The organism is Listeria welshimeri serovar 6b str. SLCC5334, assembly GCF_000060285.1.
Classification (GTDB): domain Bacteria; phylum Bacillota; class Bacilli; order Lactobacillales; family Listeriaceae; genus Listeria; species Listeria welshimeri.
This window is the reverse complement of record NC_008555.1, coordinates 950,820-977,370: the sequence shown is the minus strand read 5'-3', so window position 1 is coordinate 977,370 and position 26,551 is coordinate 950,820. Positions and strand designations below refer to the sequence as shown.

Below are 26,551 nucleotides of genomic sequence, written 5' to 3'. Positions count from 1 at the left end.
ATTAGAATCCAATAATATGATAACCGCTATCCACATGAATTACTTCACCTGTAACGCCCCTAGATAAATTACTGAATAAGTAATAAGCAGTATCTCCAACTTCTTCCGCTTGAGTAGCACGTTTTAGAGGTGCTCTTTCTTCTACAAGGGAGATGGAATCAGAGAAGCCACTAACACCACGCGCAGAAACTGTTCTAATTGGTCCAGCAGAAATAGCATTGACACGAACACCAATAGCTCCTAAGTCCATTGCAAGGTATCTAACACTTGCATCAAGAGAAGCTTTCGCAACACCCATAATGTTATAGTTTTCTACCACACGTTCACCACCAAGATAAGTCAGCGTTAGTAAACTTGCGTCTTCTGTTAGCATTTCTAAATGTTTTAACGCCCGAGCCACCGCTGTAAACGAGTATGCACTAATTTCATGCGCTTGTAAAAAGCTTTTGCGATCTACTTCTAAATAATCACCCGTTAAGTAATCTTTATTAGCAAATGCAATACAATGTGCTAAACCGCTAAGTTGACCTACTTCATTTTTAATTGTTTCAAATGTTGCTGTAATAGCCTCCTCACTCGTTACATCACATGCGAGAATAAGTGGTTCTTGATTTATTTCGTTTAATGATGGTACAAGTTCAGTAATACTTTTTTTCGCCCGATCATCGGCATATGTAAATACTAGTTTTGCTCCTGCTTCATTTAATGAACGCGCAATCGCCCAAGCAATACTACGCTTATTAGCAACTCCCATTACAACATATGTTTTTCCCTCTAATGATAAATTCATGTTCTTTCCTCCTAAAATTGATGCGATTTGTTCGCTTCTTTCATTTTACATGACCAAATAACTTTTTCAAACTCTTATTACTCCGATTTTTGAATTATCTCTTCCAAATCGTCAGGTAAAGCTAAATCAAAAGCCATATATTCTTCTGTAACTGGATGAACTAAATGAAGATGACAAGAATGAAGTGCTTGACGTTGTAACATACTGGTGTCCCCTCCGTACATATCATCCCCAATAAGTGGATGCCCAATATAAGAAAAATGGACACGGATTTGATGTGTTCGCCCAGTTTCCAGTTGAATCGCTACATGATCAAAGCCTCTATAGCGTTTTAAGACTTCATAATTTGTTTTTGCATATTTTCCTTCTGGAGTCACAAAACGCTCCATAATGCTCACTTCTTTACGTCCTATCGGTGCTTCAATCGACCCAGCTTCTTCCTGCAAAACTCCTGATGTAAGAGCTTGGTATCGTCTTTTCAATAAACCTTGTTGTAAAAAAGTGCTCAGTCTAGCATGAGCAAATCTATTTTTCGCAATCAACATAAGACCAGAAGTATCTCGATCAAGCCTTGTGACAATATGAATTGCACTTGTAAGGCCTTGCGCTTCGTAATGCCCTTTGACAAAGTTTGCGACAGAGCCACTCGGGTGATACTGAGAAGGAATGGAAGCCATGCCCGCAGGTTTATTTATAATTAATAAAAAATCATCTTCAAAAATTACTTCTAATTTCGTATATTCCGCAAGCAACCGCTCATTTTGTTGCTCAGTCGGAAAAGTTAAGCGAACATTGTCACCAGTTTGTACTTGATAAAGTACGTTTTGTTCCGTCCGATTAACTTCAATTTTACCATCAGCGCTAAATTTTACTGCAGTTAATAACTGCTTGGAAATATGTTTACTTCTAAGAAAAGTTCTAAGCAATAATCCATCTTCTTCATTTTCTACTTGCCATTCTAAAAACACATGCTTCCTCCTGCTAGCTTAATCTTCAATAAATGAATCGTGCACTCGACGCCAAAACGGAAATGATCTAAATCTCGCAAATTGAATTTTCTTTGGAGATACTTCATAGCGAATTTCTTGAACATCACGATGCAAAATACTTAAATGGTCCACTGAAATTTGAAAATCTTTATCGTTTACCGGTTGCAAACTTACAATATGGTGCTTCGGAAAAACTAACGGGCTACCAATTGTACGATACACACGGTTATTAATAGATGCCATTTCCGTTAATTGCATTGCTTCAATAGAAGGATGCATTAACGCTCCTCCAAGCGATTTATTATAGGCGGTCGTTCCGCTTGGTGTCGACATACAAAGCCCATCACCACGGAATCGTTCAAAATGAAGGTCATTAATTACAACATCAACAACAAAAGGTCCACCTGAACTTTTTACAGTTGACTCATTTAGCGCTAAATATTCTGCTTCTTTTTTACCAACACCGTATTTTACTGTAGTTTTAAGAAGTGGATAAGATACTTTTTGGTATTCACCTTTTGCCAAAAGCTTCACTAATTTATTCGCCTCAGCTGGTCTCCAATCCGCGTAAAAACCAAGATGTCCCGTATGGATACCGATGAATGCTATCTCATCTAACCGTTCTTCATATTGATGGAAAGCAGCCAGAAAAGTTCCATCCCCGCCAATAGAAATAACGATTTCAGGTTCTATATCATCATATTCCATATCATATTCCCCAAAACCTGCAATCATGTTTAATCGCAGTAAATCAGACTTTTCGTCCCCTTTTGAAGTAATCATATATTTCATTATTTCTATTCGCCCCTATTCCTACGTCTTATTACTTATTTTTCTTTGGCATTACTGGATGTACCGCTTTTTTATCCTTTGATACATCTTTATTTTGAGAAAAATAGACTTGCGCTTCTTGTATTTCTTCGCGAATCTGCGACATTTCTTCATCTAGTTGAAAAGCCGCCTCAGCAGCACGTTTTAATCTTTTATTGATTGCTTCTGGAAATTCCCCCTGATATTTATAGTTTACGGAATGCTCAATAGTAGCCCAAAAATTCATTGCTAACGTTCTTATTTGAATTTCAGCTAAAATTTTCTTCTCCCCTTGAATTGTTTCTACAGGGTATTCAATAACTACATGATACGACCGATATCCACTGGGTTTCTTGTTTGTAATATAATCACGTTCTTCCACAATTCGAAAATCATTTCGTTGCCTTAAAAGACGAACTACAACTTCAATATCATCCACAAATTGACACATCATTCGTAGTCCAGCTATATCCTGCATTTCTTCGACTAAATGATCTAGTGCAATATGTTTCTGATTCGCTTTGTCTAATATGCTCGCTACCGGCTTTACTCGCCCAGTTACAAATTCAATAGGTGAATGGTTATTTTCAAGCTCAAACTGCGAACGCATTCCTTTAAGTTTAATTTTCAGTTCTTCCACTGCCTGTTTGTAAGGCGCTAAAAAGTCTTCCCAATGGTTCAAATCGCTCACCTCAAGTATATTCATGATTAAATTAATGCAACATCAGTTATATTTTAACACAAAAGCAGTTAATCCACCTTGCTAAAAGTAACCTTTTTTTCAATCCCATGTTAAAATAAAACAGAAGAGCTAAAACAACAACGAAAAGGATGGTCCAAATGATTCTTAATTTACTCCAAAATGGCGATTACGAAACAGCTCGCGCTAAATCCCTTACAGCATTACAAGAAAACCCAGAAAACGCTGAACTAAATTATTTTGCAGCTTGGGCACATGATGCACTTGGTAAAGAAGATGCCGCTATCCCATTTTACGAGAAAGCACTTACGCTTGGCCTTACTGAAACGTATAAAAAAGAGGCTTACATTGGTCTTGGTAGCACTTATCGTATTACAGGATCACCAGAAAAAGCCACTTTGCTGTTTCAAAAAGCATTGCAAGAATTCCCAGAAAACAATGCTTTACGTATTTTTTCAATTATGACCAAGTATAATTTAGGACAAGAAAAAGAGGCCTTACAGGAAGCTATATTACTACTAACAAACACGACTAGTGATAAAGATATTTTAAGTTATAAAAAAGCAATTCAATTTTATGCGCAAGATTTAGATGCGACATTTCATTAAAAGGAGATGCATTTTCATGGTAAAAGAACTAGAAATAGAATTCCGTAATCTTTTAACCAAGGAAGAATACGATAGACTTGTTGAGAATTTTCGAGTGAAGGAAGATGATTTCTTTGAACAAACTAATTATTATTTGGATACAGCAAATTTTGGTTTAAAAGAACGCAATTCTGCACTTCGGATTCGCAAGGTAGAAACGCAGTATCAGCTAACACTTAAAACCCCTGAAGCAAGAGGTTTAATGGAAACAACACAAATATTAGGAGACGATCAAGCAACGGCAATTATTAGTGGTGCAAATATTCCTGTTGGCCAAGTTCGAGATATGTTAAAAGAAATTGGTATCAATCATGAAGATTTGCAAGTATTTGGTTCGCTTAAAACGATTCGTGCCGAAAAAGACTATAAAAAAGGCTTACTTGTATTTGATAAAAATTTTTATGGTTCGATTTCAGATTTTGATTTAGAGTATGAAGTTTCCGATTACGACAAAGGAAAGGAAATTTTCGACAAATTGCTGAAAGAATATCAAATAACTAATCACCCAGCCGAAAATAAAGTGGCTCGTTTTTATAATCATATCTATGGTGATAATAAATAAAGTGTTAAAAACAATACTCATTTACTACTAAATGACACAAATTTTTGAATAACAGCGAATAAATATATTAAGTCAATGACAATTATTTGTTAAATTTACATTACGCTGATAAAATAGATATATAAGTTACAAAACTAAATTTTGTATCAGCTTTTACTTTGTAGTGAATTATTTCTTTTCACACTGGTACATTAAAATGAGTATCTGTTTATAGATATTTAGAATTTGAAAATCAGGTGATAACAAATGATTAACCAAAATTTATATTATCAGTCAGTTGCTAATTCCAAGCCCATCGAGATTTATTTGTTTTTTGATCCAGCTTGTGATGACTGTTGGAATATTGAAGCGAATATGCTCCGTTTACAAATGGAGTATGGAAACTATTTTAAATTGCGCTATGTTTTGCATAATAATTTGCAGACATTTGTTTGTAAACAAAAGCGAGCTGGAAATAGTAACCTAAGCTTAAAAGAACAACAAATAGGGGCGCACCTTTCCTATATTTCTTGTCTTGCCGTCAAAGCTGCTGAACTTCAAGGAAAAAAACAAGGCATCACTTTCTTACGTAAAATCCAAGAAGCTTATTTTCTTGAAAACAAAGATATAGCTAGTGAAGAAGTACTGTATGATATTGCTGTTTCGACGGGTCTTGACCTTTCCGAATTTAAAAAAGACTTAGCTTCTACAGCTGCTAAACGTGCCTATATTGGTGACCAAAAAGTAGCACAAGAAATGGAAATCCTCGAAAACCCGACAGTAGTCTTTTTCAATAAAAATATAGAAGATGCTGGACTGAAACTAAGTGGACTTCATCGTTATGAAGTTTATGTACATGTTTTATCCGAACTCTTAAATGATTTTCCTGAACCAGAAGAACGCCCCCAAATGGAAGAATATTTAGCTAAAGTAAAAGTTACATCTTCCGCTTCGATGGCTGCTTTCTATGGTGTTTCAGAGCAACAAATCGAACGCCAAATGAAGAAATGGCGCCTTCAACAAATTGTAGAATTAATTGACGCCCCAGAAGGACAACCTCACTGGAAATATATCGGCACATTATAAAAAAAGTAGCAACCCATTCCTAGGTTGCTACTTTTTTTTTACATATTTTCCAAACGCTCGATTCTTGAACTAATAGGCGGATGGGAATCAAAAATACCTGGTTTATCTTTTTTTGACTTCAAAGGTGATGAGAAGTAAATGGATTCACTAGAAGCACTTACTTCTTTCATTTTTTTCGTATCACCGCTAACTTTTTGTAATGCTTGGATCAGTCCATCTGGATTCCGTGTCAATTCAATTGCGCTTGCATCCGCTAAATATTCTCTATTTCTTGATAAAGCGAACTGGATTGCAGTAGCAATAATAGGTGCTAAAACAACAAAGACAAGTGCTACAATATATATTATTAACTGAGCGCCGCCTCCACTGTTATTATCATTTTTCCGATTATTTCTACTACCTGTTACACTTCCCCAGAAAATCATTCGCATAGCTAAATCACTTAGAATAGCAATTACGGCTACTAGCGCAATGGAGATTGTTGACAAACGGATATCATAGTTGCGTATATGAGAAACTTCGTGAGCAATAACGCCCTCTAATTCATAGCGTTCTAAATTATCTAGTAATCCTTGCGTAACAGCTACTGCCCCTTTTTCAGGAGAAATACCTGCCGAAAAAGCATTTAGACTTAAATCATTCATAATATATACTTTTGGCATCGGAATACTAGCAACCATCGCCATACTTTCCACGGTGTCCCATAAAACAGGTGCTTGTTCTTTTGATGTGATTCTTTTCGCACGATTCATCGCCATTACAACGGAAGAACTAGTCATAACCATTATCAAAATATAAAATGCACCAATCACTGCTGCTAATATAAGCCCATTCAGATAATTATTCCAAACAATTATACCAATAGCAGCACCAACCATTAGAACGAAAATAAAAAAGCCAATTACGATAAAAACAGTTTTTCGTTTATTTGCTGCAATTTGTTCAAATAGCATGATTTCCGCTCTCCTTCATGGCTTAAAACTCTACTTTTGGTGCAACACGTTCTACTTCTGGAATAGAGAGCATTTCACGTTCAGTAAAGTTATGCAGTTTAGCTACAATATTTGTTGGTACAGATTGTACTTTAGTGTTGTAAGTCATTACAGTTGTGTTATAAAGTTGACGTGAATAAGCTACTTTATTTTCAGTAGTAGTTAATTCATGTTGTAATTCAATAAAAGAAGTATTTGCTTTTAAGTCAGGATAAGCTTCACCTAATGCAAAAATAGATTTAAGCGCTCCACTTAACATATTATCTGCTTCAATTTGACCTTGTCGATTGTCAGCAGGAACCTCCATCATTTTATTACGAGCTTCGATTACTTGTGTTAATGTTTCATTTTCATGTTTCGCATACCCTTTAACTGTTTCAACTAAATTAGGAATCAAGTCAAATCTACGTTTTAATTGTACATCAATTTGCGCCCAAGTTTCATCAACACGGTTACGGTATTTAACAAGACTGTTGTATAGACCGAAATAAATCAATACTAAAATAACTACAACAGCAATTGCGATAATCCATCCTATCATAATTAATCTCCTCCTTCTCATGTAGTAAATCTATTATACCTTACTTAAGGTGTAGCCGACAATCCTACTATTTTTATTTTTTCTTTCTCATAAAGTAAAATGGCTTAACTGGCTTATCTACGGGCATTTTTATTGTCATCATTGCATTCGGAGCACGGTCAATTTCTACCCCGTCTTCGTTCCAAAGTACTTCGACTACTTGCTTAAATCCAGTATCACCAGGTCCATAAAATTCAATTTCTTCTCCCACACCAAAATTATTCCGTTGTTGCAAAGTAGCTATTTTAGTTTCCTCGTCATACTCAAGAACTTGAGCTGCAAAAGCGTATTGAGGGATTTTTCTTGTTTTCCCAAATAATTGTTCATCTTCAGTTGGCTCTTTATAGAAAAAGCCTGTCGACAATTCGCGCTGAGCTACTTTCCATAATTCATCTTCCCAAGCTGGATCAAACACATAGTTCTCTGGATCTTCACAGTAAGCATCCACAGCACGTCGGTAAACGCTCGCTACAGTGGAAACATAATGAATGGATTTCATACGTCCTTCAATTTTCAAACTATCTACTCCAGCATTGACCATATCTGGAATATATTTAATCATGGATAAATCTACAGCACTCATTGAAAAAGGTTCTTCATCCTCATCCACTAAGTTTTTAGAAATTCCATTATCAATTTCAAATAAGTCATATTTCCAGCGGCAACTTTGTGCACAACCGCCACGATTGGCATCTCGGTTCGCCATATGGTTCGATAAAGTGCATCGACCAGAATAAGAAATACACATGGCACCATGAATGAAAGCTTCCATTTCAACATCCGTTTTTTCTCCAATTTCTTGGATTTCTTGCATACTCACTTCACGAGCAAGAACTACTCGTTCTAATCCTTGTTTTTTCCAAAACTCTAGTGTTTTATAGTTTGTAGCAGAAGCCTGCGTAGATAAATGAACTGGTAAACCCGGAGCGTCTTGAAAACAAATACTAATTAAAGCTGGATCAGAAACAATTACTGCATCAATTCCAATATCACGTAATGTCCGGAAAAATTCACCAGCACCTTCCGTATCTCCAGCATGTGCAACCATATTGGCAGCAACATAAACTTTTGCATTATGGTCATGCGCAAAAGCGATACCTAACTTCATTTCTTCAAAACTAAAATTTCCAGCACGAGAACGAAGCCCGAATGCTTGACCACCAATATAAACCGCATCCGCACCGTAACGAATGGCAATTTTTAATTTTTCTAAATTACCAGCAGGAGCTAGTACTTCAGGTTTTTTTAAAATCCTACTCATAAAAACTATTCCTCCTATTTCACATCATCCGGATTTTTCAAGTAAAAACCAGCATCAAGTTTTCTTGTTTTAGGCTGTAATTCCGTTAACTTGTTCACAAAATACTCTGCAACAAATTGCCCCTCTATAATAGCTTCTTTTGCCTCAACAAATAAAGCAGCAATTTGAACAAAGTTATCTGATTCAGCTAAAACACCATCTAGTTTCCAAGTTTGCAAGCCCGTTTCATATAAATCTGCCAAATAAGGCACAAGAGAAACATCCTCGGAAGCAAAAATATGCGTTCCTGATTCATCCTCGTAGATAGGCAATTGGCTAGTTTCATCATTAGGTTCACGCAAATAAAGACCGCGTTCCTTTGAAGTATCATCTTCCATTTCAACAATTCGTTGATAGTTAGTTACTAATTTCCGTTTAGATTGATGAATACAAGTTGGACCGTGGACCAGTACTTCCACAGGAATAGGAAGGCTTTCGGCAATAGCTTTTATCTCACCCTCTGTTAATTCTCTAGCAAGTACCGCCCCAATTGCTCCTTGTTTCTCCCAAAACGAGATTTGTTCTGCACTAGTAACAAATGTCTGAGCATCATAAATAAACGGTATCGGTCGGTTCATTTCACTTAAAAGCATAATCGCACCAGGATCGCCACAAGCTACTGCATCTACTTTCATTTCAGCAAGTTCTTCTAAAAATGCTGGTAACTCTTCCATATGTTCGTTATGCATTAACGAATTTACTGCTATAGTTACTTTTTTCTTTTGTTCATGCGCTAAATGAACTATTTCATGTAATTCTTCGACAGAAAACGAATGAGGTAACCTTAAACCAAATTGGCTATTACCTATATATAATCTGTCTACCCCCGCGCGAAGCAATTTTTCAGCTTGAGTCATTGAATCTGCTGTCGCAATGATTTCCATGTTTTCTCCTCATTTCTACAAAAAACGTTACTTGATAAATGTATCACAAGAAGACTTGTTACTCAATAAGAATTTTGGCATAAAAAAAGAGACTAGCTTAAGCAACTAATCTCTAATCTATTTTATCTTCTTTAGTAATTTTGAATAAATTAAGCAATGGACGATATGTGCTTCCAACTAGCCCAAGTGTTTCAATTAATACTTCAATTAAGACTAATAATACGCCAATTAAAATCATCGATCCCCAAAGCGTCGACATGGTAAAAATGAAAGCAAATAAAGAAAACAAAGCCGCAATCGCATAAATTAAAATAACTGTTTGTCGATGGGTAAAACCAAGTCGTAATAAACAATGATGTAAATGTGATTTATCAGCCATTGCAATTGGTTGTTTCGTTACCATTCTTCTTATAATAGCAAAGATGGTATCAGAAATTGGTACGCCTAAAATCAAAATCGGAACTATTAATGAGATAAATGTAACATTTTTGAATCCCATAACAGATAAGATAGAAATGATAAATCCTAAAAAAAGCGCGCCCGTATCCCCCATGAAAATTTTAGCAGGATTGAAGTTATATGGTAAAAATCCAAGCGTTCCCGCAATAAGTACACTTGCAATCATAATAACTAAAACATCGCCCATAATAAATGCCATTCCTAAAATAGTTAGTAATGCGATAGTGGAAACCCCAGCAGCAAGTCCATCAAGTCCATCGATAAGATTAATTGCATTCGTAATCGCTACAATCCAAATAATTGTTAGCGGGATACTTAATACCCCAAAATGAATTTCTCCACCAAATGGTAAGTTGATAAAATCAATACTAATATTGCCCCAAAAAACAATAATAAAAGCTGCCAATATTTGCCCGATTAATTTATATCTCGCTTTAAACTCCATAATATCATCTAATAAGCCAGTTAAAACCATAACAAAAGCTGCAATCAATAGTGGCCATAAGAATTCGTTTTCAATTGGAAGTAAAAACATTCCAATGACAAAACTGATAAAAATCGCTAACCCACCTAAACTAGGAATTGGTTTAATATTGATACGACGTTGATCAGGTTTATCAGTAATATCAAAATAAAGTGCTATTTTTCGAATTAGCGGTGTAAGTAACACGGACACGCCAAAACATATACAAATAATCATCCAGCTCATGGCTAGTCCTCCCCGCAAACTTTTTACTCATCCCATTATACTTTTTTATTAGCAAAAAGACAATGAAAACCATTAAGAAAAAGCTTGAAGCATAGAACCCGCCTCAAGCTTTTTATTTATTGTTTAATCCTAGCTACAAATTGAAATCTACTACCTACATATTGGGAACGCGTAAATTCAAATGGTCGACCGTCTTCTAATGTTGTAATCTGCCTGAGTTTCATAACTGGTGATCCGAGTTTCACATCTAGATATGGCGCAATTTTTTCCGATACTAAAGAAGCTTCCATGATTTGCTCTGCTTCTCCAATTGGTTGACCAAGTTTTAATTCAATCGCTTTATAAAGGGAATCCATGATGTCTTCCTTTGTTAGCAGTGAAGCAATTTTTTCTGGAATGGCAGCAACTTCATAAAGAATTGGAACACGGTCGCCGTAACGAATCCGTTCTATCTTCATCACATTGCTATTTTCAGGTAGTTGGAGTGCTTCTTGTTCTTGCGTACTTGCCGGACGAATACCATATGATACGATTCGCGTCGAAGGGACTTTTCCTTCTTGTAACATCAAATTCGTAAAACTCGTAACCGCTTCTAATCGTTCCGTTAATTTCTTTTCCGCAATAAAAGTTCCAGCACCAACTCGTCTTTGTAAAATATTATCATCCACTAGCCCTTGAATAGCTTGTCTTACAGTCATTCGGCTAACATGAAACATTTCAGCAAGTTGACGTTCAGCCGGAATAGATGTCCCAACTTTCCAGACGCCATCTTCCATTTTCTTTTTAATTTCACTTTGAATCTGAATGTAAATCGGTATTCCTGATTGTTTATCGATCATTTCCCCGCCCTCTTCTTATAGAAGTGACGCCGCCTCGTTGTCAAGAATCACAGTAACATCTGGATGATTTTGAAGAACAGAAGCAGGACAATTCACATCTACAGGTCCTTTAATAGTTTCTTTGATTGCTTGTGCTTTGTTTTCACCAAAAGCAAGTAGGATAATTTTTTTCGCATTCATGATAGATTTAATTCCCATAGAATAAGCATGTGTTGGAACATCTTCTTCTCTTTCGAAAAAGCGTTTGTTGGCTTCACGAGTAGAATCAGTTAAAACGACTTTATGTGTCAACGAATCAAAAGAAGTGCCTGGTTCGTTAAAACCGATATGTCCGTTTGTTCCAATTCCAAGCACTTGGATATCGATTGGGTGCTCAGTTAAAATTTCTTCGTAGCGAGCGCATTCTGCTTCTGCATCAGTCGCTTCTCCGTTTGGTAAGAAACTTTCTTTAAAAGCTTTTTTAGAGAATAATAAGTTGTTCATATAGTAATGATAACTGTTTGGGTCGCTCGCTGCAAGACCTACATATTCATCTAAATTAGTTGTCGTTACATTTGTTGTATCCACATCGCTTTTTACAAGTTCAGCGTATAGTGTTTCTGGTGTGCTACCAGTTGCTAAGCCAAGTGTATTTACTTCACCAGTCGTAATACCTTTTTCAATAATTTCTAATGCTTTTTTGGAGCCTGCTAATTTATTTTCTGTTGTGATAAGTTGCATATTAATATCTTCCTCTCAAGAATGTTTTTTTCCAAATGAATAGGTTGCTGTAATGTGTAAATCTTCATCTAATAAGTTGAAATCTGCGTCTTTACCTGCCTCAATGGCACCTTTTTGTGTTAAATTAAATTCGCGTGCTTGGTTTCCAGAAGACATAAGCACTGCTTCTTCTACCGAGCAACCAGTAAATTTAATCATATTACGGAAGCCGTCATCATAAGTTAATACACTTCCAGCAAGTGTTCCATCTTCTAAGCGAGCTTGTTTATCTTTCACGATAACTGTTTGGCCACCAAGTTCCGATTTCCCTTCTGGCATACCTTTTGCTCGCATCGAATCAGTAATAATACATACATGTTCAGGTCCTTTCATTTGATAGGCTAATTTCACCATATCTGGATGAACGTGGATACCATCAACAATTAATTCTGCGTTAATCCCTTTTTCTAATAAAACATGCCCAGGAACACCAGGTTCGCGGTGTGTCATACGGTGACAAGCATTATATAAATGTGTTGCGTGTGTCGCTTTACTTGTTTTCAAGTGTTCGCGCACATCATTAGAGTGACCAATACTTGGAACAACTCCTAATTCAAAACATAAATTTTCAAAATCAGCAGAAGTATCATGTTCTGGTGCATAGGTTACTAATTTAATCAAACCACCAGAAATATCAAACCATTTTTTGAAAAGCTCCAAGTCAGGCGCTTGAATATATTCTTCTGGCTGAGCTCCTTTAAATACTTTAGAAACAAATGGACCTTCCAGATGAATCCCGCCAATAATAGGTTCTGTTTGAGCAACTTCATTAATAACTTTTAAAGCTTTTTCAATATTTTCATGTGATTGAGTCATTGTTGTTGGAAAATAAGTAGTAATCCCTTCATTCAACATACCTTTCACTTGTTTTCTAAGTGCTTCTGGATCTGCATCCATTGCATCAAAACTATATCCACCATGTGAATGAACATCAATGAAACCAGGAACAAGTTTTTGTCCTTTTGCATCGATTACTGCTTCTGCTTTATTCGCTTGAAAATAAGTCATTGAACCCACTTCTAAAATTTGTGCATCAAAACGCACAAAAGCGTTTTCTAGAACACCTTTACCAGTATAAATTGTAGCGTTAGTAATTACTTTATTAGCCATTACATATTGCCTCCTTGTTAAATCGGTCTATACCAATTAGTATAGCATGAATCCATTAAAATGCAACTTATCTTTTCCTATTTACCCGAAAAAAAGTAAAATAACCAAAAAAGCTACGAGCTCATCATGGAAGCTCGTAACTTTTAATTTAATTATTATAAAAACCGTTAAATCCTAAATAAAGAATAGAAATAAGCCAAAAAGTCGTAAATCCAAAAATAATAAATGCCGTTACTAGAATAAAAGTTTTTTTCTCACGTTTACTAAAAATACCAATAGTACTAAAAATAAATCCAGCTAGTAATAAAACTAAAAGTGAATAGGTAGCATAAATACTTTCTGTCCAAACTACTAAAGCTAGTGCTACTATCGAAAATAGGAATATAATCGTTGTAATGTTAGTCTTCCATGATATCATTTTTTCCATATCCTTCACCTCCTATAGATAATTATATAGGAGCAATCCGAATTATTCATTCACTTTTCGTTACATCTACCTTACAATTTAGTCATAAAAAATGCAACCAGTTAATACAACAATCTAAATAAATTTAAAGCAAGTTTTTATTTTTAAAATTGCAATAAACTTTCTTTTCATAAGTAAGTTTATTGATTCTATTTGAAGTGATTCTTCACAAGCTAAAAGGGTAAAGTAATAGATAAGTAGAACAAATAAGAAAAAGTAAATTAATAGAGGTGAGAAAAATGGAATGGTTAACTTTAATTGATGAACTAGAACATAATACTCCAGAAAAAGTTTGGGTTGTCAGGGAGGAACTAGATACAGCGGAAGTATTTGAAATAAAAAAATTAGAAGCACATTTTATTTTAGTGCTAGACGGTGTGTTACGTATGGAAAATAAACATCAACAAATTTTGCATTACTTTATGAAGAATAATGTCATCTATCAATCCCCCTATGAATTAAGAGTACAAAACAAGTTAAAACTAGTTGCTGAAACACCTGCTCAGATTGTATTATTACATCGAGAATTTTTCCTTAACTATGCTACAAACAAATCTCTTTATTCCGAAAAACTTATGCGGGCAATTATGGAAAACTCTGCGAATTTCATGTTTGAATTAATGAAGAATGATCTTAAAGCCGAGGACCGATTAGCTTATTCATTACAACAAATATGTCAAAGTTTGACGCTGGAAAGAGAAAATGAATACTACATACTCCCTGAATATATAAACAAGAATAAATTAGCCCTATACAGTAATATTTCTAGAAAAAGTTTATATAGTTATCTACAAAAGCTAGAAAATAAAGAAGTAGTAAAAGTAAATGGAAATCAAATACTTGTTCGTATTGATCGATTTACAGATGCTGAAAACGAAGACTGGTTGTAATTCAAGGTAAACTATTTACATTTCCACTTTTCGAAATTTCGACATATGATGGAGAATTTGGAGTGAATTTTACACATATGAAATTTTACGAGCTCTGATATACTTAGATTTCAAGTAAATCCTATAACTTAAAAACACAATTTTAGGATACTTGAACTATAAAGTTAAAGGAACAATAAAAATGAAATTAAAAAACGTAGGAGCCTTACTACTTGGAACAGTTTTAATTTTCCAAGCGCCATTTCATGCTTTTGCAGCAATTTTGGACAATAAAGAGCAAGTGGAACAAGAAGCCGCTTCCCCAAAAGCAGTAATTAATAAACAAACTCTAACACCTGGAATATTATGATGGTGCTGGTAATGGTGGTATTTATCCTTTTAAAGTAAATACAAAGTCCAAAGCAACAATTGAATACGTAGACGAAGATAATAACAAATTAGCAGAGAATACTGTCAAAACAGGTGATTTTAATGCAGCTTATACCTCTGAGCCAATAGCAATTGAAGACTATGAAGTGGATGAAACAAAACTACCGCAAAACCAAAACGGGCAGTTTGCTGAAACTAACCAAACTGTAACTTACACTTATTCCAAAATTGCAAATGAAGTAGCTAAAGGCACGGTTGGCATTTCATTTTACTCAACAGATGGTAATTGCCCTGAACTTATTTCCTCATTAGACTTGGGTTATGCTTACCCTGATGGTGTACCAACAGACACTGTAACATTTGGTGACTTAGCAAATAATGCTACCTATAACGATTTAAGAAATGATACATTACCTTCTGATATTTTATGGAATGATGTAATGAAGAACATGGTTGATTATATGGAAGGAAACCTTGATGCAAACCAATTTGAAGCAAATGTAGGTGCTTCTGTAAACTCATTTGATTTAGATCGTATTGCGCGAAATTTTGAGGGGTATAAATTTGATGAAGCTATCTATCAAGAAAATTTAAATAAAATGGTCACTTTTGATCAAAATAATGGAAACGTTAATTTACAAGTACCATTTACAAAAGTAGTAGCTGGTGCAGATGTTACCGTTGTTTATGTAGATACAGAAGGAAACGAATTAGCTCCTAAAGAAACGTTAACTGGTAATGTAAATGACAACTATTCTTCAGAGGCAAAAACAATTGATGGCTGGACTTTAAAAGAAACACCTAAAAATTCAACAGGTGAGTTCAGTAAAGATGCACAAACTGTCACCTATATTTATGAAAAAAATGATGATACAAATAACTTTACACCAGTTCCAGATAACAAAGCGGATACTGATGTGGACAATTCTCCAACAGATAATGCTGCTTCAACAAATAAAAATACACCTTTGAAAAGTAGCAAGCCTATTGGAACTGAAGATACTTTAAAACAAGTAAATAGTCCAAAAGAAGAAAAAAAAATAATTACACAAAACAATAACTCAGACCAAGGATTAACTAAAGTAAATAAATCGCTTCCTAAAACAGGAGATAATGAGTTAGAAAGTAGCATATTAGTTGGCTTAGGGATCCTTTTAGTTGGTGGAATATTCGTCACTCTTCGCAGGACTAGAAATACAAAAGAAGAGTAAGTTATATTGGCCTGACTTTCTCATTAAACAAAGGATGAGGGTATATGCTCTCATCTTTTTTTGCGCGGTAATATAATTTACACGTTTAATCAAATTAGCAGTATTTTTTATATGATTTCAAGGAATAAAAAGCCTTTTCATAATTGCTAGCTTAACTAGTAAAGAATGTTGATTATATATTTTCAATTAACTAAACGAAAAATTCTTTTTTATAATAATAATCATCTGAATTATAACGGTATGCCCTGATGGTCAATAAGTGGACTTTTAGCTAAAACCCTTTTAAATCTTTATTGCTCAAAGAAAAAAGAAGCAAAAATCTACTGAAATGATTTTTGCTTCTAGTTTTAATTTTTCTACATATATTATTGATGTTACTTCTCTTCTTTATCTTCTTTATTCTCTAATTCGGGAATCAAGACTTCTTTTTCTTCTTTTGGTTTATCTTTTGCAGCTTCTTTTTCTAATTCATTCAATTGGTCTTCCATAGAAGCTCTTTCTGGTTTCTTGAAATTTTGTTTTTCACGTTCAATAATATCGTCTACCATTGAAGTAAAGTTTTGCGCTTTGTCTTTGATAATTTCTTTACTTTTGTTTGTTTTCTTTTCAAGTTCGTCCATTAAATCATCAAATGATTGAGATAACTCTTTACTCATATCTGCTTTTTTGTCAGCTTCTTCTGCCAAATCGCGTTGTTTTTGAGCTTCATGGTAATCACTTACACTTCCCCAACTCATATCATGGATAACTTTATCCATTTTTTCGGAAGTTTCTGTCGCATTTTTTTCAGCCATTTCAGCTAAATGTTGTGTTTTAAGATTTTTCCATTTTAAGCGCATTTCGTGCATACGTAGTTCTAATTTTTCTAGTTGTTCTGATGCTTGATCGTAATGTGCTTTTGTTGCTTCTAATTGTTCTTCATATTGAGCTACTTCTTCTAAAGCGAAATCAGCTAGTTTTGTTTCACCAGCTTCTTTGGCAATAGCTGCTTGGTGGCGACGTTTTTCTACATAAACTTCCATTTCTTTATATTCTTTATAGAAAAGAGATTTAAGTTCACGTTGTTTTTCTACCATGCGTTCAGCATCTTTCATTTCTTGTTTCGTTTTATCCATATAGTAACTTACCGAATTACGGCGTTTTTCTTCACGTTTCTCGATTTTTTCAGTAACTTCTTTATTCCATTGTTTCATTTTTTCAAAAAGATTTGCCATTTTTTTCTCCTCCAATTATTTATTGTATGGGTAGTCGAATACATCGTCATTTTTTCTTGATTTATTTTTATTTCTAGTTAGGAAGTAAATGATCGCTCCAATAATTGCAACAACCAAGATTCCTTTTAAGTTAGCTAGAATAATTAAGGCACCTACACCAATTAATATGCCATAAATGATTTTCTCGCTCACTGTTCTTGATTCCAGTAGTTTTTTCAATGACCAAAAGCCGAGTACTGCACCAATTGTCGCCATTATCGCCGGCCATAGTATTATAAGTATCATTCCAATTAATAAGACTATTAATACGCCAATCAATATTGCTCTCATATTTCTACCTCCTTACTTCCGAATGTAGCTATTTATTTATCTTTTATTACTGTACCTATCATAACCCTATGTATCAAGTATAAGAACCCACTGTAGAAGGAAATTCACCTACAACTTGAGTCCTATTATCTAACTACAGGATAACATACATCTTCCATAATAAGGAGTGATTACTAAACAAAAAACAGCTTGCTCCTTGGATAATCCAAGGTACAAACTGCTTTCTGGCTATTTTATTTTTTCTTCATATTGAAGAGATGATACGCCACCTTCAGAAATCATATTATTTTCTTCCAGCTCTGTTTCAGCGTCCAATCTGTCAGCGTAGCGTGTTCTAATATCATTCACTTCATCAAAAGGTGTCTGTGGCTGCTGCTTTTTCACCATATAGACAACGCCACAAGCTACTACTCCGGCAACAGCTCCAACAATGATTCCTATTTTATTTTTCACACTATCAACCTCCTCATGAAATCCACTATTTTATTCCCTAAAAAAGAAGAAATAAAACAAAAGCAAGCTTGAATAATTCAAACTTGCGTCAATTTAGAATCCTGAAAAAGTACTTTTAGGCTTACGAACAAAACATAAAATTGCTGCGATGACAAAAAGAAGTGCGGGGATAAAACCAATAAGTGCTGTCGATAATAATGACACAATTCCTGCTGCTAAGAATAAATATCCCGCTAGTATAAAATTTTTGTTATTTATGATATAAAAAATTCCAATAACCCCGATAATTAAAGTAATAACTCCTCCAGAAAGTGCCGTCCATGATAAAGTATGTACTAAATCAAAAACACGATCAGGATCTGGAATATCCGCTTTTGGCACTTCCCAGTCAGTAAATGTTTGGTAATAGTTATTGTAATATGTTGCTAAACCTTCTTTTCCTTTTGACCCATGAACCATTAACAGACCTATAGTAGCAATAACTGCTTGCATTAAAACACTAAGAATAAGACCAATAATAGCGAGTGTAACCTCACCAGTTCTTTTTATCATTATAATATGCCTCCGTTTCTTCGCTCATTTTCCAGTATACTATATGTTTTAAAGAGAATAAACTAATAAATTGTTAGAAAAAGAAGACCAGTCGTGCGTTTTCCTTCAAAAAAATGTATAATTTGTTCATAACAATTATAAAGGAGCTTAAAATAATGCTAAAGCGTGTGTTCTTCTCCATAATCTTACCATTAGGCTGTTTGGTTGGAGCAATATTTATCTTATTTACTATTAATACAACTTATCCAAAAGCAGCAAATGATTCCATTCCTACTATTTTCATACATGGTTATAGGGGAACAGACAGGTCACTTCACGGAATGATACGTCGTTTCGACCAAAAATATGATTGGGCAACAGAATCATTAACAGTAAATGTCAGTCCAGATGGTGATATTTCTACTACTGGAACATATAATAAAAATGAAAAAAATCCATTAATTAACATTGTTTTTGAGGATAATCGAGCAACTTTGCCACAGCAATCTATGTGGACAAAAAAAGTGATGTCCTACTTACAGAAAAACTACAATATTAAAAAATTCAACGCGGTTGGTCACTCTATGGGTGGAGGCGCGTGGGTAGCTTATTTAGCTTCTTATGAAAAAAATAAATCCTATCCTCAAGTTAATAAAATCGTTTTTCTGGCAGTACCATTTTATCCTGAAGAATATGTAAATGGTGATCAACAAGTAGATATCAAAAATGCTAATAATGTGCATGCCAAATTCGCTGATAAAATGGCCAAAGTCTTACCCAAAAACACCGAAATTATGATTGTTGGTGGTAATTTAGAGGATGGTTCAAATAGCGATGGCGAAGTCAAATTAGATAGTGTTTTATATGGACAGAAATTATTCGCCCATCAAAAAGTTGTTACACATGTTATTAAAGGTTCAAAAGCAACCCACAGTAGTATGCATGAATCAGCACTTGTTGATAAATATGTAGGTCAATTTTTATGGGGGCAGAAATAAAAAATTAAAGGACGTTTGTAATGAAAAAAATTATTTTTGGAATTATCACCTTAACAGCCATTATTATAGGATTTAGCGTGATTTTTCTGCAATTCGAAGCAACAACAAAACCAAGTACTACACCTTCTGCGGCAAAAAAAGAAACAGTAACAAAAGATGAAAAACCTGTTTCAGAAATTGCTATACCAACATTATTTGTTCATGGATATTCTGGAACAGCTAATTCCTTCAAAGGGATGATTAATCGTTTGGCAGATGATGGTTCTGTCACAAAATCGCTTGTAATGACCGTAGCTGCAGATGGAACTGTCACTTCTAAAGGAAATTATGATAAATTCAGCCAAAATCCAACTATTCAAGTTATATTTGAAGAAAATAAGAGCTCGATGGTAAATCAAGCGCTTTGGATTCAAAATGTCATGAAAGAACTCAAGAATAACTATCATATTGAAAAAGTTTATGCCATTGGACATTCTATGGGCGGTGTTAGTCTAACAAGCTATATTGAAAAAGTTGGTAGCGATAAAACATATCCTGTTATTGAAAAACTAGTTTTAATTGGTGCTCCGTTAAATGGGCTTGTTATTGGGGATGACGGGGTGACACCTTATGATCTTACAGAGGATGGCCCGAAACAATCATCTGAACGCTATAGCGAATTTATGAAAAACAAGTCAAATATTCCTACTAACTTACAAGTATTAAATATTGCGGGCGACAAATTAGATGGTACAAAAAGTGATGGCAGTGTTTCAGTAGCAAGTGCTTTATCAGGTAAGTTTATCTTTAATGGTCAAGTAACTAGTTATGAAGAACAAGTTTTTACTGGAAAAAACGCCGCACATAGTAATCTCCATGAAAATACTGAAGTAGACGCAAAAGTAGCAGCCTTTTTATGGGATATAAAAAAAGTAGATTAAGATGCTCTTAATCTACTTTTTTCTTGCGTCCAAATATGGTTCGCTTCTTTCTATCTTCTGAATTTCTTACTTCTAAAATATCAAGTAAAAATACAAACACAGGAATACCAACAATTAGCCCCCATACTCCGAAAAACGTTTCAGAGAAAATCAAAACGATAAATGTATAAAATACAGGTAAATTTGTTTTGGATGACATTAGTTTTGGATTTAAAATATATGTTTCAATAGCGTGGACAATCACTACAGTAATTAAAATATAAATGACATCTTGGAAACCACCTACTGAATAGGCAATAAGTACGAGAGGTATACAGGAGATAATGACTCCCGCTACTGGAATTAATCCAAGTACAAATACCATAATGGATAAACTAAGTAGTTGCGGAAAATCCATTAAATAAAGTGCAATAGTAGTAATAATAGTATTCACAAGCGCAATCATTAACTGAGCCTCTAAAACCACTCCAAATGTTGCGACAAATTTCTTTCCAAAAAAAGCAGCTTCTTTAAAAATAAATCCAACTTTACTTGTCATAAACTGTCCGGTAAAAGAAGTTACACGTTCTTTTTCAAGTGAGAAAAACAGACTTAGTATTAATGCTAAGAAGAAAGACAATCCAACAGAGCCGATGCCAGACAAGGAAGCAATAATAAAATTAACCCCTGTTTGCAAGTATTTTTGAATATTAGACTCTTTTAAAAATCCTACAATCCATTTTACAATAGTGTTATCACTTGGATTGTTGTAAATTTTCACTAACGAGTCAACTAATTGAGAAATTTGGTTAATTAAAATTGGTAAAAAATGGACGATGGCGACATACAAAAAAATGGCAACCAACGTATATAAAACAATTACTATTAATTTCCTGGGTATTCGTACCCTTTTTAAAATTACATTCTCTAAACGAGTAACTAAAAATGCAAAAATAAATGTTAATAATATTAAATCAATCATGCTTCTTAATAAATATAAAACGATACCTATAAGTAGAAACACTAGCACCCGCCTTGCAGTGTTATTTTCTTTTAGTCTCTCTAACCAATTCATTTCCTCACCAACCCTTTTCTTTTCTCATTTTATCACATTTTTGGCAAATAAGGTTTACAAATAAATCTTTCTTCTGTAAAATAGAACCAATCATCCTACCTTTAATAAAAGGAGTGAATAATATGGTAGAAAAGATTGAACGTAAATCTCTAGCTGAGCAAGTTTACGACCAAATAAAAGCCGAGATTACTAATGGAACATGGAAAATCGGTGAAAAAATTCCAAAAGAAGCAGATTTGATGTCGAATTTTGGAATTAGTCGTAATACGCTTCGAGAGGCGATTCGGGCTTTGGCTCATATCGGCTTACTCGAAACAAAACAAGGTGATGGTACTTTTGTTAGAAATAATAGCGAGTTAAATGCTATTATGCAAAAACGTGTGCGCGAATCATCCAATCAAGAAATACTTGAGATACGCCACGCATTAGATCGTGAAGCTGTAATTTTGGCTTCTGAAAGACGTACAAACGAAGACTTAGAGAGCATGAAGAAGTATATGAAACTATGTCATATTGCTAAAGAGAAACGAGATTTAAAAGAGTTTGTAAAAGCTGATACTGCGCTCCATTTAGCTATTGTCAAAGCTTCTCATAATGATTTATTGCTTGATATGTATGCAAATATTTTAGAGGAAATTCAGTTTTCTATAACAAGTACAACAGAAATTAATCCTGTAGAAAGTACTCATAGCGGCCATACTGCTCTTGTATCCGCAATTGAAAAACGTGATAAAGAACAAGCGGCACGAGAAGTAACGGAATATATTACCTTATTTAAACGAATTGCTGCAAAGAATGGAGATAACTAATGAATTCAGATTTAACCAACGAAAAAATTCTTACTCGTTCAAGTAAGGTTATGTTAATTATAGGAATTATTTTAATTGCTGCAAACTTACGGACTCCAATTACTTCTGTAGGTCCACTCCTTGGTATGATTCAATCAGATTTACACTTATCTAATACGATGGCGGGGCTACTAACAACGATTCCTCTCCTTGCATTTGCAGGTTTGTCTCCATTTGTATCTAAATTAAGTCGGAAGCTTGGAATAGAGATACTTATTTTTATTGCACTTCTAACCCTCGTTATTGGTAGCCTGCTTCGACCATTCGGTGGAGAAATGAGCTTATTTGTTGGAACTTTTATGATTGGCCTTGCTATCGCGGTAGGAAATGTTATTTTACCTAGTTTAATTAAAAAGGAATTTCCATTTAAATTGGGGTTAATGACTGGAGTTTATTCTATTTCCATGAATTTATGCGCTGCACTTGCAGCTGGATTAACCGTTCCAATAGCTATGAATAACAGTTTTAGCTGGCACGGAAGCATGGTTTTCTGGGCAATATTGGGCGTTTTAGCGTTAGTTGTTTGGCTACCACAGTTAAAATATAACCAACGAAGCTCCGAAAAAATCGCCACTCACCTAGCTACTACTTCGGTTTGGAAGTCTCCGCTTGCTTGGAAAATTTCTTTATATATGGGGTCCCAATCAGCCATTTACTATATTTCGATTGCCTGGTTACCAAATATTTTAGCGGATCAAGGATTATCCAGTACTTCTAGTGGTTTGATGCTCTCTTTGATGCAATTCGCCGTGATGCCAATTACATTTATTATTCCAATAATAGCTGGTCGAATGAAAAATCAACAACTACTTGTTGGAATTTCGGTTTCATTATTTTTGATTGGGATTTTTGGAATCATGTTTGCTGCTGGCAATGTACTTATTTTATCTATCTCAATCATCCTATACGGGATTGGTTCGGGGATGTCGTTTAGTCTTTCGATGATGTTCTTCAATTTGCGAACTACAAGTGCTACAGAATCAGCAGATTTATCTGGAATGGCGCAATCCATTGGTTACTTATTCGCAGCTTCTGGTCCAATATTATTTGGTACCTTACATGATGCACTCAGCAGTTGGCAACCGACATTATATGTGCTAGTCGCTATCACCCTGCTCATGCTATATTGCGGCCTAGATGCTGGACGCAATAAATTTCTCTTTTCACAGAAAAAGTGATTTTTGCACATAAAAAAACTAGTGCGGAAAAAGGGAGTAAACCGCACTAGTTAAAAGGGAGTTTGGGATTTTCATTCTAAAAAGGGAAAGAAATGAAAATGTTTTGCTTGTTGTTAGCTTAAAGATATAATAACTTTTCTAAAAAAGAATGTGCTGAAAAAAAGATGATAATTTCATGAGAGTTTAAACAAGTTTTTCTCAGTTTCTATTTCTTAGTTTTTCTAACTTTTCAGCAATCCTATTTTTCATTTCTTCTGTTTCCTGGGGGTGTTTCATTATTTCATTAGTTTCTGAAATAGTGACAATATCCCCTTCTTTTATGGATGAATCAAGTTTTTCTTTGTCTACTTGCCATTCTGTTTGGTCAGGTTCTAACAAAAAAACTGCTTTTCCATCTTCCACACGATCTAAAATTGCCTTTTTCACCCTAATCACCTACTTCGTTACGGCAATGCCTTGTTCTTTTATTTGACGAACGATACCATCGCCAATGCCGTTAATTTTTTTTAATTCATCTATGGATTGATATGGACGCTCTGCAATAATTTTTTCTGCAAGAGCTGGTCCAATGAGTGGTAATAATTGTAATTCTTCACTTGTGGCAGCGTTCAAATTAATACTTTCTGGTAATTCTTCGGAGGTTGCATCTTCTGTTTTTTGTGTGCTATTTTCTTTATTGTAGCTGCTACCTGCTTTTGGTATACCTGATTTTTCGGTTTGAACATGTAGTTTCTCGCCATCCGTTTCAATAATAACTGTTCCGTTAACATCTGTTCCATAGGTTTTAATATCGCGTTCTTTCAACCATTCCAATACCTCTACATGCGGATGACCGTAACTATTTGCCATTTCTGCAGAATACACAGCCACTTGTGGTTTTATTTTATCAAGAAAAAATGGTTGATTCGATGTAGAAGAACCATGGTGTCCTAAGTCCAAAATATCTGCTTCTAGATTGGCGCCACTATCTACTACTTCTTTTTCGCGTCCTTTTTCTGCGTCCCCAGTAAAAATGGCAGAAATATCTTTATAGGTTATTTTTACTGCGATAGAATCATTATTGGCATCATTTTCCAATTTATCTGGGCTTAAAACTTCTAAATTAAAAGGTCCGAAAGTTGCTTTGTCACCACGTCTTGGTTCTTTATATTTCGCATCTGAAGCTAATGCGGCATCAATTACTTTTTCATAAATACTACTGGAAAAAGTTAAGCCATCCATCCAAATTTCTTTCGGTTTATATGTAGCAATCACTTTGTCTGCATTTCCAATATGGTCCGCATGCGGGTGTGTCAGTAAAAGCAAATCTATCTTCTTTATCTTTGCTTCTTTTAAATAACTCAAAATCCGGTCATCGTCTTGTCGTCCGGTGTCAATTAACACTGTTGTGCCATCTTTTGCTTGAATAAGCGTGCTATCTCCTTGACCAACGTCAAAAAAAGTAAAACTTGCACCATTTAATGTTTTTTCGGTTATAGTGGATGTTTTTGAAGATGGTTCTGACATACTACAACCACTTAAGAATATTGCGATTAAACTTATACCAATTACTAATTTCTTTATCATGTTACTCCTCCTGCTCTCTAAGTAGAATAGCAAAGGAACAAGAAACAGTAAAGGCTTTTTTAAAATAAAAACCGCATGGAATCATAACGATTACACGCGGCAATTTATATTGGACTCATTTCACTTTTTCTTTAAAGGAAAAGGATACTTCTTCCGTTTTTGGTTCATAGTCAATTTTCCAATCATGGTCTTTAAAATACCAATAATCATGATCTTCAATGAAGAAAACTAAATCATCTTTCTTCTCGGCCACTGCTGCTTCTTGTGGCTTTTCGGCGCTTAAACCGATAGAGAAACCAGGATGCAAGGAACTGTTAGAACCACCATACTTGGCAAAAAGTCGGATTCCGTTGCCACTTGTCACATCAAATTCATCATGAAACCATTTATTTGCTTGGTCCGTTACATCGATATTCATACTTTTCACTCCTCGTTTCCATTTTTTATACGAATGTTCGTCAAGATTATTAATAAAGAATAGCAGATTTTACATTAAATTTCACTTTTTCTGCTTTTTGTTATGAAGATAATATACCTCTTTTCAAGAAAATCTAAACCATATTGTATTAAAACAAATTAAAAATAAGGATATTGTACTATAACAGAATTGTATAAAAAAACTGTGCGGAACGAAATTCCACACAGTTTTTGATTTATTTTATTCTAATGGAGCTTTTCCTAAGAATGCTTTGAACATCCAGATATGTTTATCAATGCTAGCTTTGAAAGCAATTAACATATCGTTTGTTACGTTGTCGCCTTCTTTGTCAGTTAGCTCAATACCTTGGTGATATTCGTCTCTAAGTAATTCTAATGTACCAACTAGGTCTTCCATTAGTTGATCCATTGTTTTAGGTTTAGTATAAGGTGCTTCTTCTACACTCGCATTTTCTAAAAATTCTTTTAAAGTGGAGAATGGACTTCCGCCAATAGCGATTAAGCGTTCTGCTACTTCATCCATTTGTTCACCAAATTCGCTATATAAATCATCCATTTTTTCATGTAAAGTGAAGAAGTTGTGGCCTCTCATATACCAATGAATTTGATGAATCTTTACTGTAAATACGTTTAAATTCGCTACTTGGTGATTCAAAAATTCCTTTGTGTCTACTGAGTTGATTGTTTTCATAATTATCTTCCTCCTATTTTATAATGATTATCACTTAATAATAAGTATAATCTATTCCCACCCTAATGTCCAGTGTGGAAACCATCACAAAGTATTTACCACTCACACAATTTCTTAAACATTTATTACTGCTTTCTCATTATATCTCTTTTCTTTTATGATAGAATAAAAAGTAGATTTATACAACTAGGAGGATAAA

At 34.6% G+C, this 26,551-nt stretch carries 32 protein-coding genes; 10 read left to right on the top strand and 22 right to left on the bottom strand.

Features of this window, described 5'->3' with window-relative positions:
• Position 1: 1 nt before the first annotated feature.
• The 4 genes from fabI to LWE_RS04830 all read right to left on the bottom strand — a co-directional run bounded on the left by fabI (position 2) and on the right by LWE_RS04830 (position 3,271).
• Positions 2 to 790, bottom strand: a complete 789-nt coding sequence (fabI, locus tag LWE_RS04845; RefSeq protein WP_011701781.1) for an enoyl-ACP reductase FabI — start codon at positions 788 to 790, stop codon at positions 2 to 4.
• A gap of 77 nt (positions 791 to 867) precedes the next feature.
• Complete coding sequence (locus LWE_RS04840; RefSeq protein WP_011701780.1) at positions 868 to 1,758, bottom strand: RluA family pseudouridine synthase; 891 nt, start codon at positions 1,756 to 1,758, stop codon at positions 868 to 870.
• Between the two features lie 18 nt (positions 1,759 to 1,776).
• Positions 1,777 to 2,571, bottom strand: coding sequence for an NAD kinase (locus tag LWE_RS04835; protein WP_011701779.1), 795 nt, complete (start codon positions 2,569 to 2,571; stop codon positions 1,777 to 1,779).
• Between the two features lie 31 nt (positions 2,572 to 2,602).
• Entirely contained in the window at positions 2,603 to 3,271 is a 669-nt protein-coding gene (locus LWE_RS04830; RefSeq protein ID WP_011701778.1) for a GTP pyrophosphokinase, read from the bottom strand.
• A 158-nt stretch (positions 3,272 to 3,429) separates the two neighbouring features.
• Here LWE_RS04830 and LWE_RS04825 point away from each other — a divergent pair, with 158 nt between their 5' ends.
• The 3 genes from LWE_RS04825 (at position 3,430) to yjbH (ending at position 5,563) form a co-directional block, all read left to right on the top strand.
• Positions 3,430 to 3,897, top strand: coding sequence for a tetratricopeptide repeat protein (locus tag LWE_RS04825; protein ID WP_011701777.1), 468 nt, complete (start codon positions 3,430 to 3,432; stop codon positions 3,895 to 3,897).
• A 16-nt stretch (positions 3,898 to 3,913) separates the two neighbouring features.
• Complete coding sequence (locus LWE_RS04820) at positions 3,914 to 4,498, top strand: CYTH domain-containing protein (RefSeq protein WP_011701776.1); 585 nt, start codon at positions 3,914 to 3,916, stop codon at positions 4,496 to 4,498.
• 246 nt (positions 4,499 to 4,744) lie between these two features.
• A complete protein-coding gene (gene yjbH / locus LWE_RS04815) occupies positions 4,745 to 5,563 on the top strand; it encodes a protease adaptor protein YjbH (protein ID WP_011701775.1) in 819 nt (272 codons plus the stop codon).
• A 38-nt stretch (positions 5,564 to 5,601) separates the two neighbouring features.
• Here the strand turns inward: yjbH and htpX are convergent, their stop codons facing one another.
• From htpX to LWE_RS04770, 9 genes are all read right to left on the bottom strand, one after another.
• Positions 5,602 to 6,516, bottom strand: a complete 915-nt coding sequence (gene htpX, locus LWE_RS04810) for a zinc metalloprotease HtpX (protein ID WP_011701774.1) — start codon at positions 6,514 to 6,516, stop codon at positions 5,602 to 5,604.
• A 22-nt stretch (positions 6,517 to 6,538) separates the two neighbouring features.
• On the bottom strand, positions 6,539 to 7,096 hold the full coding sequence (locus LWE_RS04805; RefSeq protein WP_011701773.1) for a LemA family protein: 558 nt from the start codon (positions 7,094 to 7,096) through the stop codon (positions 6,539 to 6,541).
• Positions 7,097 to 7,169: 73 nt separating this feature from the next.
• Positions 7,170 to 8,396: a peptidase U32 family protein gene (locus LWE_RS04800; RefSeq protein WP_011701772.1), complete on the bottom strand. Its 1,227-nt coding sequence runs from the start codon at positions 8,394 to 8,396 to the stop codon at positions 7,170 to 7,172.
• Positions 8,397 to 8,410: 14 nt separating this feature from the next.
• Complete coding sequence (locus LWE_RS04795; RefSeq protein ID WP_011701771.1) at positions 8,411 to 9,319, bottom strand: peptidase U32 family protein; 909 nt, start codon at positions 9,317 to 9,319, stop codon at positions 8,411 to 8,413.
• Between the two features lie 112 nt (positions 9,320 to 9,431).
• A complete protein-coding gene (locus tag LWE_RS04790; RefSeq protein WP_011701770.1) occupies positions 9,432 to 10,487 on the bottom strand; it encodes a glycosyltransferase family 4 protein in 1,056 nt (351 codons plus the stop codon).
• Between the two features lie 116 nt (positions 10,488 to 10,603).
• The gene (locus tag LWE_RS04785; protein WP_003722779.1) at positions 10,604 to 11,326 is read right to left on the bottom strand and encodes a GntR family transcriptional regulator; all 723 of its coding nucleotides are present in this window, start codon (positions 11,324 to 11,326) and stop codon (positions 10,604 to 10,606) included.
• A 15-nt stretch (positions 11,327 to 11,341) separates the two neighbouring features.
• Positions 11,342 to 12,046 carry a glucosamine-6-phosphate deaminase gene (locus LWE_RS04780; RefSeq protein ID WP_011701769.1) on the bottom strand — a complete coding sequence of 235 codons (705 nt, stop codon included), beginning with the start codon at positions 12,044 to 12,046 and terminating at the stop codon, positions 11,342 to 11,344.
• Between the two features lie 15 nt (positions 12,047 to 12,061).
• Positions 12,062 to 13,195 (bottom strand): N-acetylglucosamine-6-phosphate deacetylase, encoded by a 1,134-nt coding sequence (nagA, locus tag LWE_RS04775; RefSeq protein ID WP_011701768.1) that lies wholly within the window; start codon positions 13,193 to 13,195, stop codon positions 12,062 to 12,064.
• 148 nt (positions 13,196 to 13,343) lie between these two features.
• Positions 13,344 to 13,622: a hypothetical protein gene (locus tag LWE_RS04770; RefSeq protein WP_011701767.1), complete on the bottom strand. Its 279-nt coding sequence runs from the start codon at positions 13,620 to 13,622 to the stop codon at positions 13,344 to 13,346.
• Positions 13,623 to 13,900: 278 nt separating this feature from the next.
• Here LWE_RS04770 and LWE_RS04765 point away from each other — a divergent pair, with 278 nt between their 5' ends.
• The 3 genes from LWE_RS04765 (at position 13,901) to LWE_RS04760 (ending at position 16,131) form a co-directional block, all read left to right on the top strand.
• The gene (locus LWE_RS04765) at positions 13,901 to 14,551 is read left to right on the top strand and encodes a cyclic nucleotide-binding domain-containing protein (RefSeq protein ID WP_011701766.1); all 651 of its coding nucleotides are present in this window, start codon (positions 13,901 to 13,903) and stop codon (positions 14,549 to 14,551) included.
• Between the two features lie 181 nt (positions 14,552 to 14,732).
• Complete coding sequence (locus LWE_RS14770; protein WP_011701765.1) at positions 14,733 to 14,900, top strand: hypothetical protein; 168 nt, start codon at positions 14,733 to 14,735, stop codon at positions 14,898 to 14,900.
• Positions 14,887 to 16,131 carry a MucBP domain-containing protein gene (locus LWE_RS04760; RefSeq protein WP_258319482.1) on the top strand — a complete coding sequence of 415 codons (1,245 nt, stop codon included), beginning with the start codon at positions 14,887 to 14,889 and terminating at the stop codon, positions 16,129 to 16,131. Before LWE_RS14770 ends, LWE_RS04760 begins: the two co-directional genes overlap by 14 nt.
• Positions 16,132 to 16,505: 374 nt before the next feature.
• On the opposite strand, the gene LWE_RS04755 is transcribed toward LWE_RS04760, so the two are convergent.
• From LWE_RS04755 to LWE_RS04740, 4 genes are all read right to left on the bottom strand, one after another.
• Entirely contained in the window at positions 16,506 to 17,345 is an 840-nt protein-coding gene (locus LWE_RS04755) for a PspA/IM30 family protein (protein ID WP_011701763.1), read from the bottom strand.
• A 15-nt stretch (positions 17,346 to 17,360) separates the two neighbouring features.
• Entirely contained in the window at positions 17,361 to 17,675 is a 315-nt protein-coding gene (locus LWE_RS04750; RefSeq protein WP_011701762.1) for a lmo0954 family membrane protein, read from the bottom strand.
• 228 nt (positions 17,676 to 17,903) lie between these two features.
• Positions 17,904 to 18,128 (bottom strand): hypothetical protein, encoded by a 225-nt coding sequence (locus LWE_RS04745; protein WP_011701761.1) that lies wholly within the window; start codon positions 18,126 to 18,128, stop codon positions 17,904 to 17,906.
• A 93-nt stretch (positions 18,129 to 18,221) separates the two neighbouring features.
• A complete protein-coding gene (locus LWE_RS04740) occupies positions 18,222 to 18,680 on the bottom strand; it encodes a DUF4064 domain-containing protein (protein ID WP_011701760.1) in 459 nt (152 codons plus the stop codon).
• 155 nt (positions 18,681 to 18,835) lie between these two features.
• On the opposite strand from LWE_RS04740, the gene LWE_RS04735 reads away from it, so the two are divergent.
• Positions 18,836 to 19,657 carry an alpha/beta hydrolase gene (locus LWE_RS04735; RefSeq protein ID WP_011701759.1) on the top strand — a complete coding sequence of 274 codons (822 nt, stop codon included), beginning with the start codon at positions 18,836 to 18,838 and terminating at the stop codon, positions 19,655 to 19,657.
• 20 nt (positions 19,658 to 19,677) lie between these two features.
• A complete protein-coding gene (locus tag LWE_RS04730) occupies positions 19,678 to 20,577 on the top strand; it encodes an alpha/beta hydrolase (protein WP_011701758.1) in 900 nt (299 codons plus the stop codon).
• Between the two features lie 7 nt (positions 20,578 to 20,584).
• Here the strand turns inward: LWE_RS04730 and LWE_RS04725 are convergent, their stop codons facing one another.
• Positions 20,585 to 21,631 carry an AI-2E family transporter gene (locus LWE_RS04725; RefSeq protein ID WP_011701757.1) on the bottom strand — a complete coding sequence of 349 codons (1,047 nt, stop codon included), beginning with the start codon at positions 21,629 to 21,631 and terminating at the stop codon, positions 20,585 to 20,587.
• 122 nt (positions 21,632 to 21,753) lie between these two features.
• Here LWE_RS04725 and LWE_RS04720 point away from each other — a divergent pair, with 122 nt between their 5' ends.
• A complete protein-coding gene (locus tag LWE_RS04720; RefSeq protein ID WP_011701756.1) occupies positions 21,754 to 22,440 on the top strand; it encodes a FadR/GntR family transcriptional regulator in 687 nt (228 codons plus the stop codon).
• Positions 22,440 to 23,657, top strand: coding sequence for a CynX/NimT family MFS transporter (locus LWE_RS04715; RefSeq protein WP_011701755.1), 1,218 nt, complete (start codon positions 22,440 to 22,442; stop codon positions 23,655 to 23,657). Before LWE_RS04720 ends, LWE_RS04715 begins: the two co-directional genes overlap by 1 nt.
• Positions 23,658 to 23,855: 198 nt before the next feature.
• On the opposite strand, the gene LWE_RS04710 is transcribed toward LWE_RS04715, so the two are convergent.
• The 4 genes from LWE_RS04710 to fri form a co-directional block, all read right to left on the bottom strand.
• A complete protein-coding gene (locus LWE_RS04710; RefSeq protein ID WP_011701754.1) occupies positions 23,856 to 24,083 on the bottom strand; it encodes a DUF3006 domain-containing protein in 228 nt (75 codons plus the stop codon).
• A 9-nt stretch (positions 24,084 to 24,092) separates the two neighbouring features.
• Entirely contained in the window at positions 24,093 to 25,223 is a 1,131-nt protein-coding gene (locus LWE_RS04705; RefSeq protein WP_011701753.1) for an MBL fold metallo-hydrolase, read from the bottom strand.
• Between the two features lie 115 nt (positions 25,224 to 25,338).
• The gene (locus tag LWE_RS04700) at positions 25,339 to 25,641 is read right to left on the bottom strand and encodes a HesB/YadR/YfhF family protein (RefSeq protein WP_011701752.1); all 303 of its coding nucleotides are present in this window, start codon (positions 25,639 to 25,641) and stop codon (positions 25,339 to 25,341) included.
• Positions 25,642 to 25,881: 240 nt separating this feature from the next.
• On the bottom strand, positions 25,882 to 26,352 hold the full coding sequence (fri, locus tag LWE_RS04695) for a non-heme iron-binding ferritin Fri (RefSeq protein ID WP_011701751.1): 471 nt from the start codon (positions 26,350 to 26,352) through the stop codon (positions 25,882 to 25,884).
• Positions 26,353 to 26,551 lie beyond the last annotated feature (199 nt).

What these genes read in the sequence shown, in the direction of transcription:
- LWE_RS04740 (WP_011701760.1), bottom strand. Translation starts at nt 18,680, where the DNA reads ATGATAAAAAGAACTGGTGAGGTTACACTCGCTATTATTGGTCTTATT.
- LWE_RS04765 (WP_011701766.1), top strand. Translation starts at nt 13,901, where the DNA reads ATGGAATGGTTAACTTTAATTGATGAACTAGAACATAATACTCCAGAA.
- LWE_RS04805 (WP_011701773.1), bottom strand. Translation starts at nt 7,096, where the DNA reads ATGATAGGATGGATTATCGCAATTGCTGTTGTAGTTATTTTAGTATTG.
- fri (WP_011701751.1), bottom strand. Translation starts at nt 26,352, where the DNA reads ATGAAAACAATCAACTCAGTAGACACAAAGGAATTTTTGAATCACCAA.
- LWE_RS04790 (WP_011701770.1), bottom strand. Translation starts at nt 10,487, where the DNA reads ATGAGCTGGATGATTATTTGTATATGTTTTGGCGTGTCCGTGTTACTT.
- LWE_RS04700 (WP_011701752.1), bottom strand. Translation starts at nt 25,641, where the DNA reads ATGAATATCGATGTAACGGACCAAGCAAATAAATGGTTTCATGATGAA.
- LWE_RS04735 (WP_011701759.1), top strand. Translation starts at nt 18,836, where the DNA reads ATGCTAAAGCGTGTGTTCTTCTCCATAATCTTACCATTAGGCTGTTTG.
- htpX (WP_011701774.1), bottom strand. Translation starts at nt 6,516, where the DNA reads ATGCTATTTGAACAAATTGCAGCAAATAAACGAAAAACTGTTTTTATC.
- LWE_RS04755 (WP_011701763.1), bottom strand. Translation starts at nt 17,345, where the DNA reads ATGGCAAATCTTTTTGAAAAAATGAAACAATGGAATAAAGAAGTTACT.
- LWE_RS04825 (WP_011701777.1), top strand. Translation starts at nt 3,430, where the DNA reads ATGATTCTTAATTTACTCCAAAATGGCGATTACGAAACAGCTCGCGCT.
- yjbH (WP_011701775.1), top strand. Translation starts at nt 4,745, where the DNA reads ATGATTAACCAAAATTTATATTATCAGTCAGTTGCTAATTCCAAGCCC.
- LWE_RS04770 (WP_011701767.1), bottom strand. Translation starts at nt 13,622, where the DNA reads ATGGAAAAAATGATATCATGGAAGACTAACATTACAACGATTATATTC.
- LWE_RS04725 (WP_011701757.1), bottom strand. Translation starts at nt 21,631, where the DNA reads ATGAATTGGTTAGAGAGACTAAAAGAAAATAACACTGCAAGGCGGGTG.
- LWE_RS04795 (WP_011701771.1), bottom strand. Translation starts at nt 9,319, where the DNA reads ATGGAAATCATTGCGACAGCAGATTCAATGACTCAAGCTGAAAAATTG.
- nagA (WP_011701768.1), bottom strand. Translation starts at nt 13,195, where the DNA reads ATGGCTAATAAAGTAATTACTAACGCTACAATTTATACTGGTAAAGGT.
- LWE_RS04835 (WP_011701779.1), bottom strand. Translation starts at nt 2,571, where the DNA reads ATGAAATATATGATTACTTCAAAAGGGGACGAAAAGTCTGATTTACTG.
- LWE_RS14770 (WP_011701765.1), top strand. Translation starts at nt 14,733, where the DNA reads ATGAAATTAAAAAACGTAGGAGCCTTACTACTTGGAACAGTTTTAATT.
- fabI (WP_011701781.1), bottom strand. Translation starts at nt 790, where the DNA reads ATGAATTTATCATTAGAGGGAAAAACATATGTTGTAATGGGAGTTGCT.
- LWE_RS04720 (WP_011701756.1), top strand. Translation starts at nt 21,754, where the DNA reads ATGGTAGAAAAGATTGAACGTAAATCTCTAGCTGAGCAAGTTTACGAC.
- LWE_RS04785 (WP_003722779.1), bottom strand. Translation starts at nt 11,326, where the DNA reads ATGATCGATAAACAATCAGGAATACCGATTTACATTCAGATTCAAAGT.
- LWE_RS04730 (WP_011701758.1), top strand. Translation starts at nt 19,678, where the DNA reads ATGAAAAAAATTATTTTTGGAATTATCACCTTAACAGCCATTATTATA.
- LWE_RS04750 (WP_011701762.1), bottom strand. Translation starts at nt 17,675, where the DNA reads ATGAGAGCAATATTGATTGGCGTATTAATAGTCTTATTAATTGGAATG.
- LWE_RS04820 (WP_011701776.1), top strand. Translation starts at nt 3,914, where the DNA reads ATGGTAAAAGAACTAGAAATAGAATTCCGTAATCTTTTAACCAAGGAA.
- LWE_RS04705 (WP_011701753.1), bottom strand. Translation starts at nt 25,223, where the DNA reads ATGATAAAGAAATTAGTAATTGGTATAAGTTTAATCGCAATATTCTTA.
- LWE_RS04780 (WP_011701769.1), bottom strand. Translation starts at nt 12,046, where the DNA reads ATGCAACTTATCACAACAGAAAATAAATTAGCAGGCTCCAAAAAAGCA.
- LWE_RS04800 (WP_011701772.1), bottom strand. Translation starts at nt 8,396, where the DNA reads ATGAGTAGGATTTTAAAAAAACCTGAAGTACTAGCTCCTGCTGGTAAT.
- LWE_RS04715 (WP_011701755.1), top strand. Translation starts at nt 22,440, where the DNA reads ATGAATTCAGATTTAACCAACGAAAAAATTCTTACTCGTTCAAGTAAG.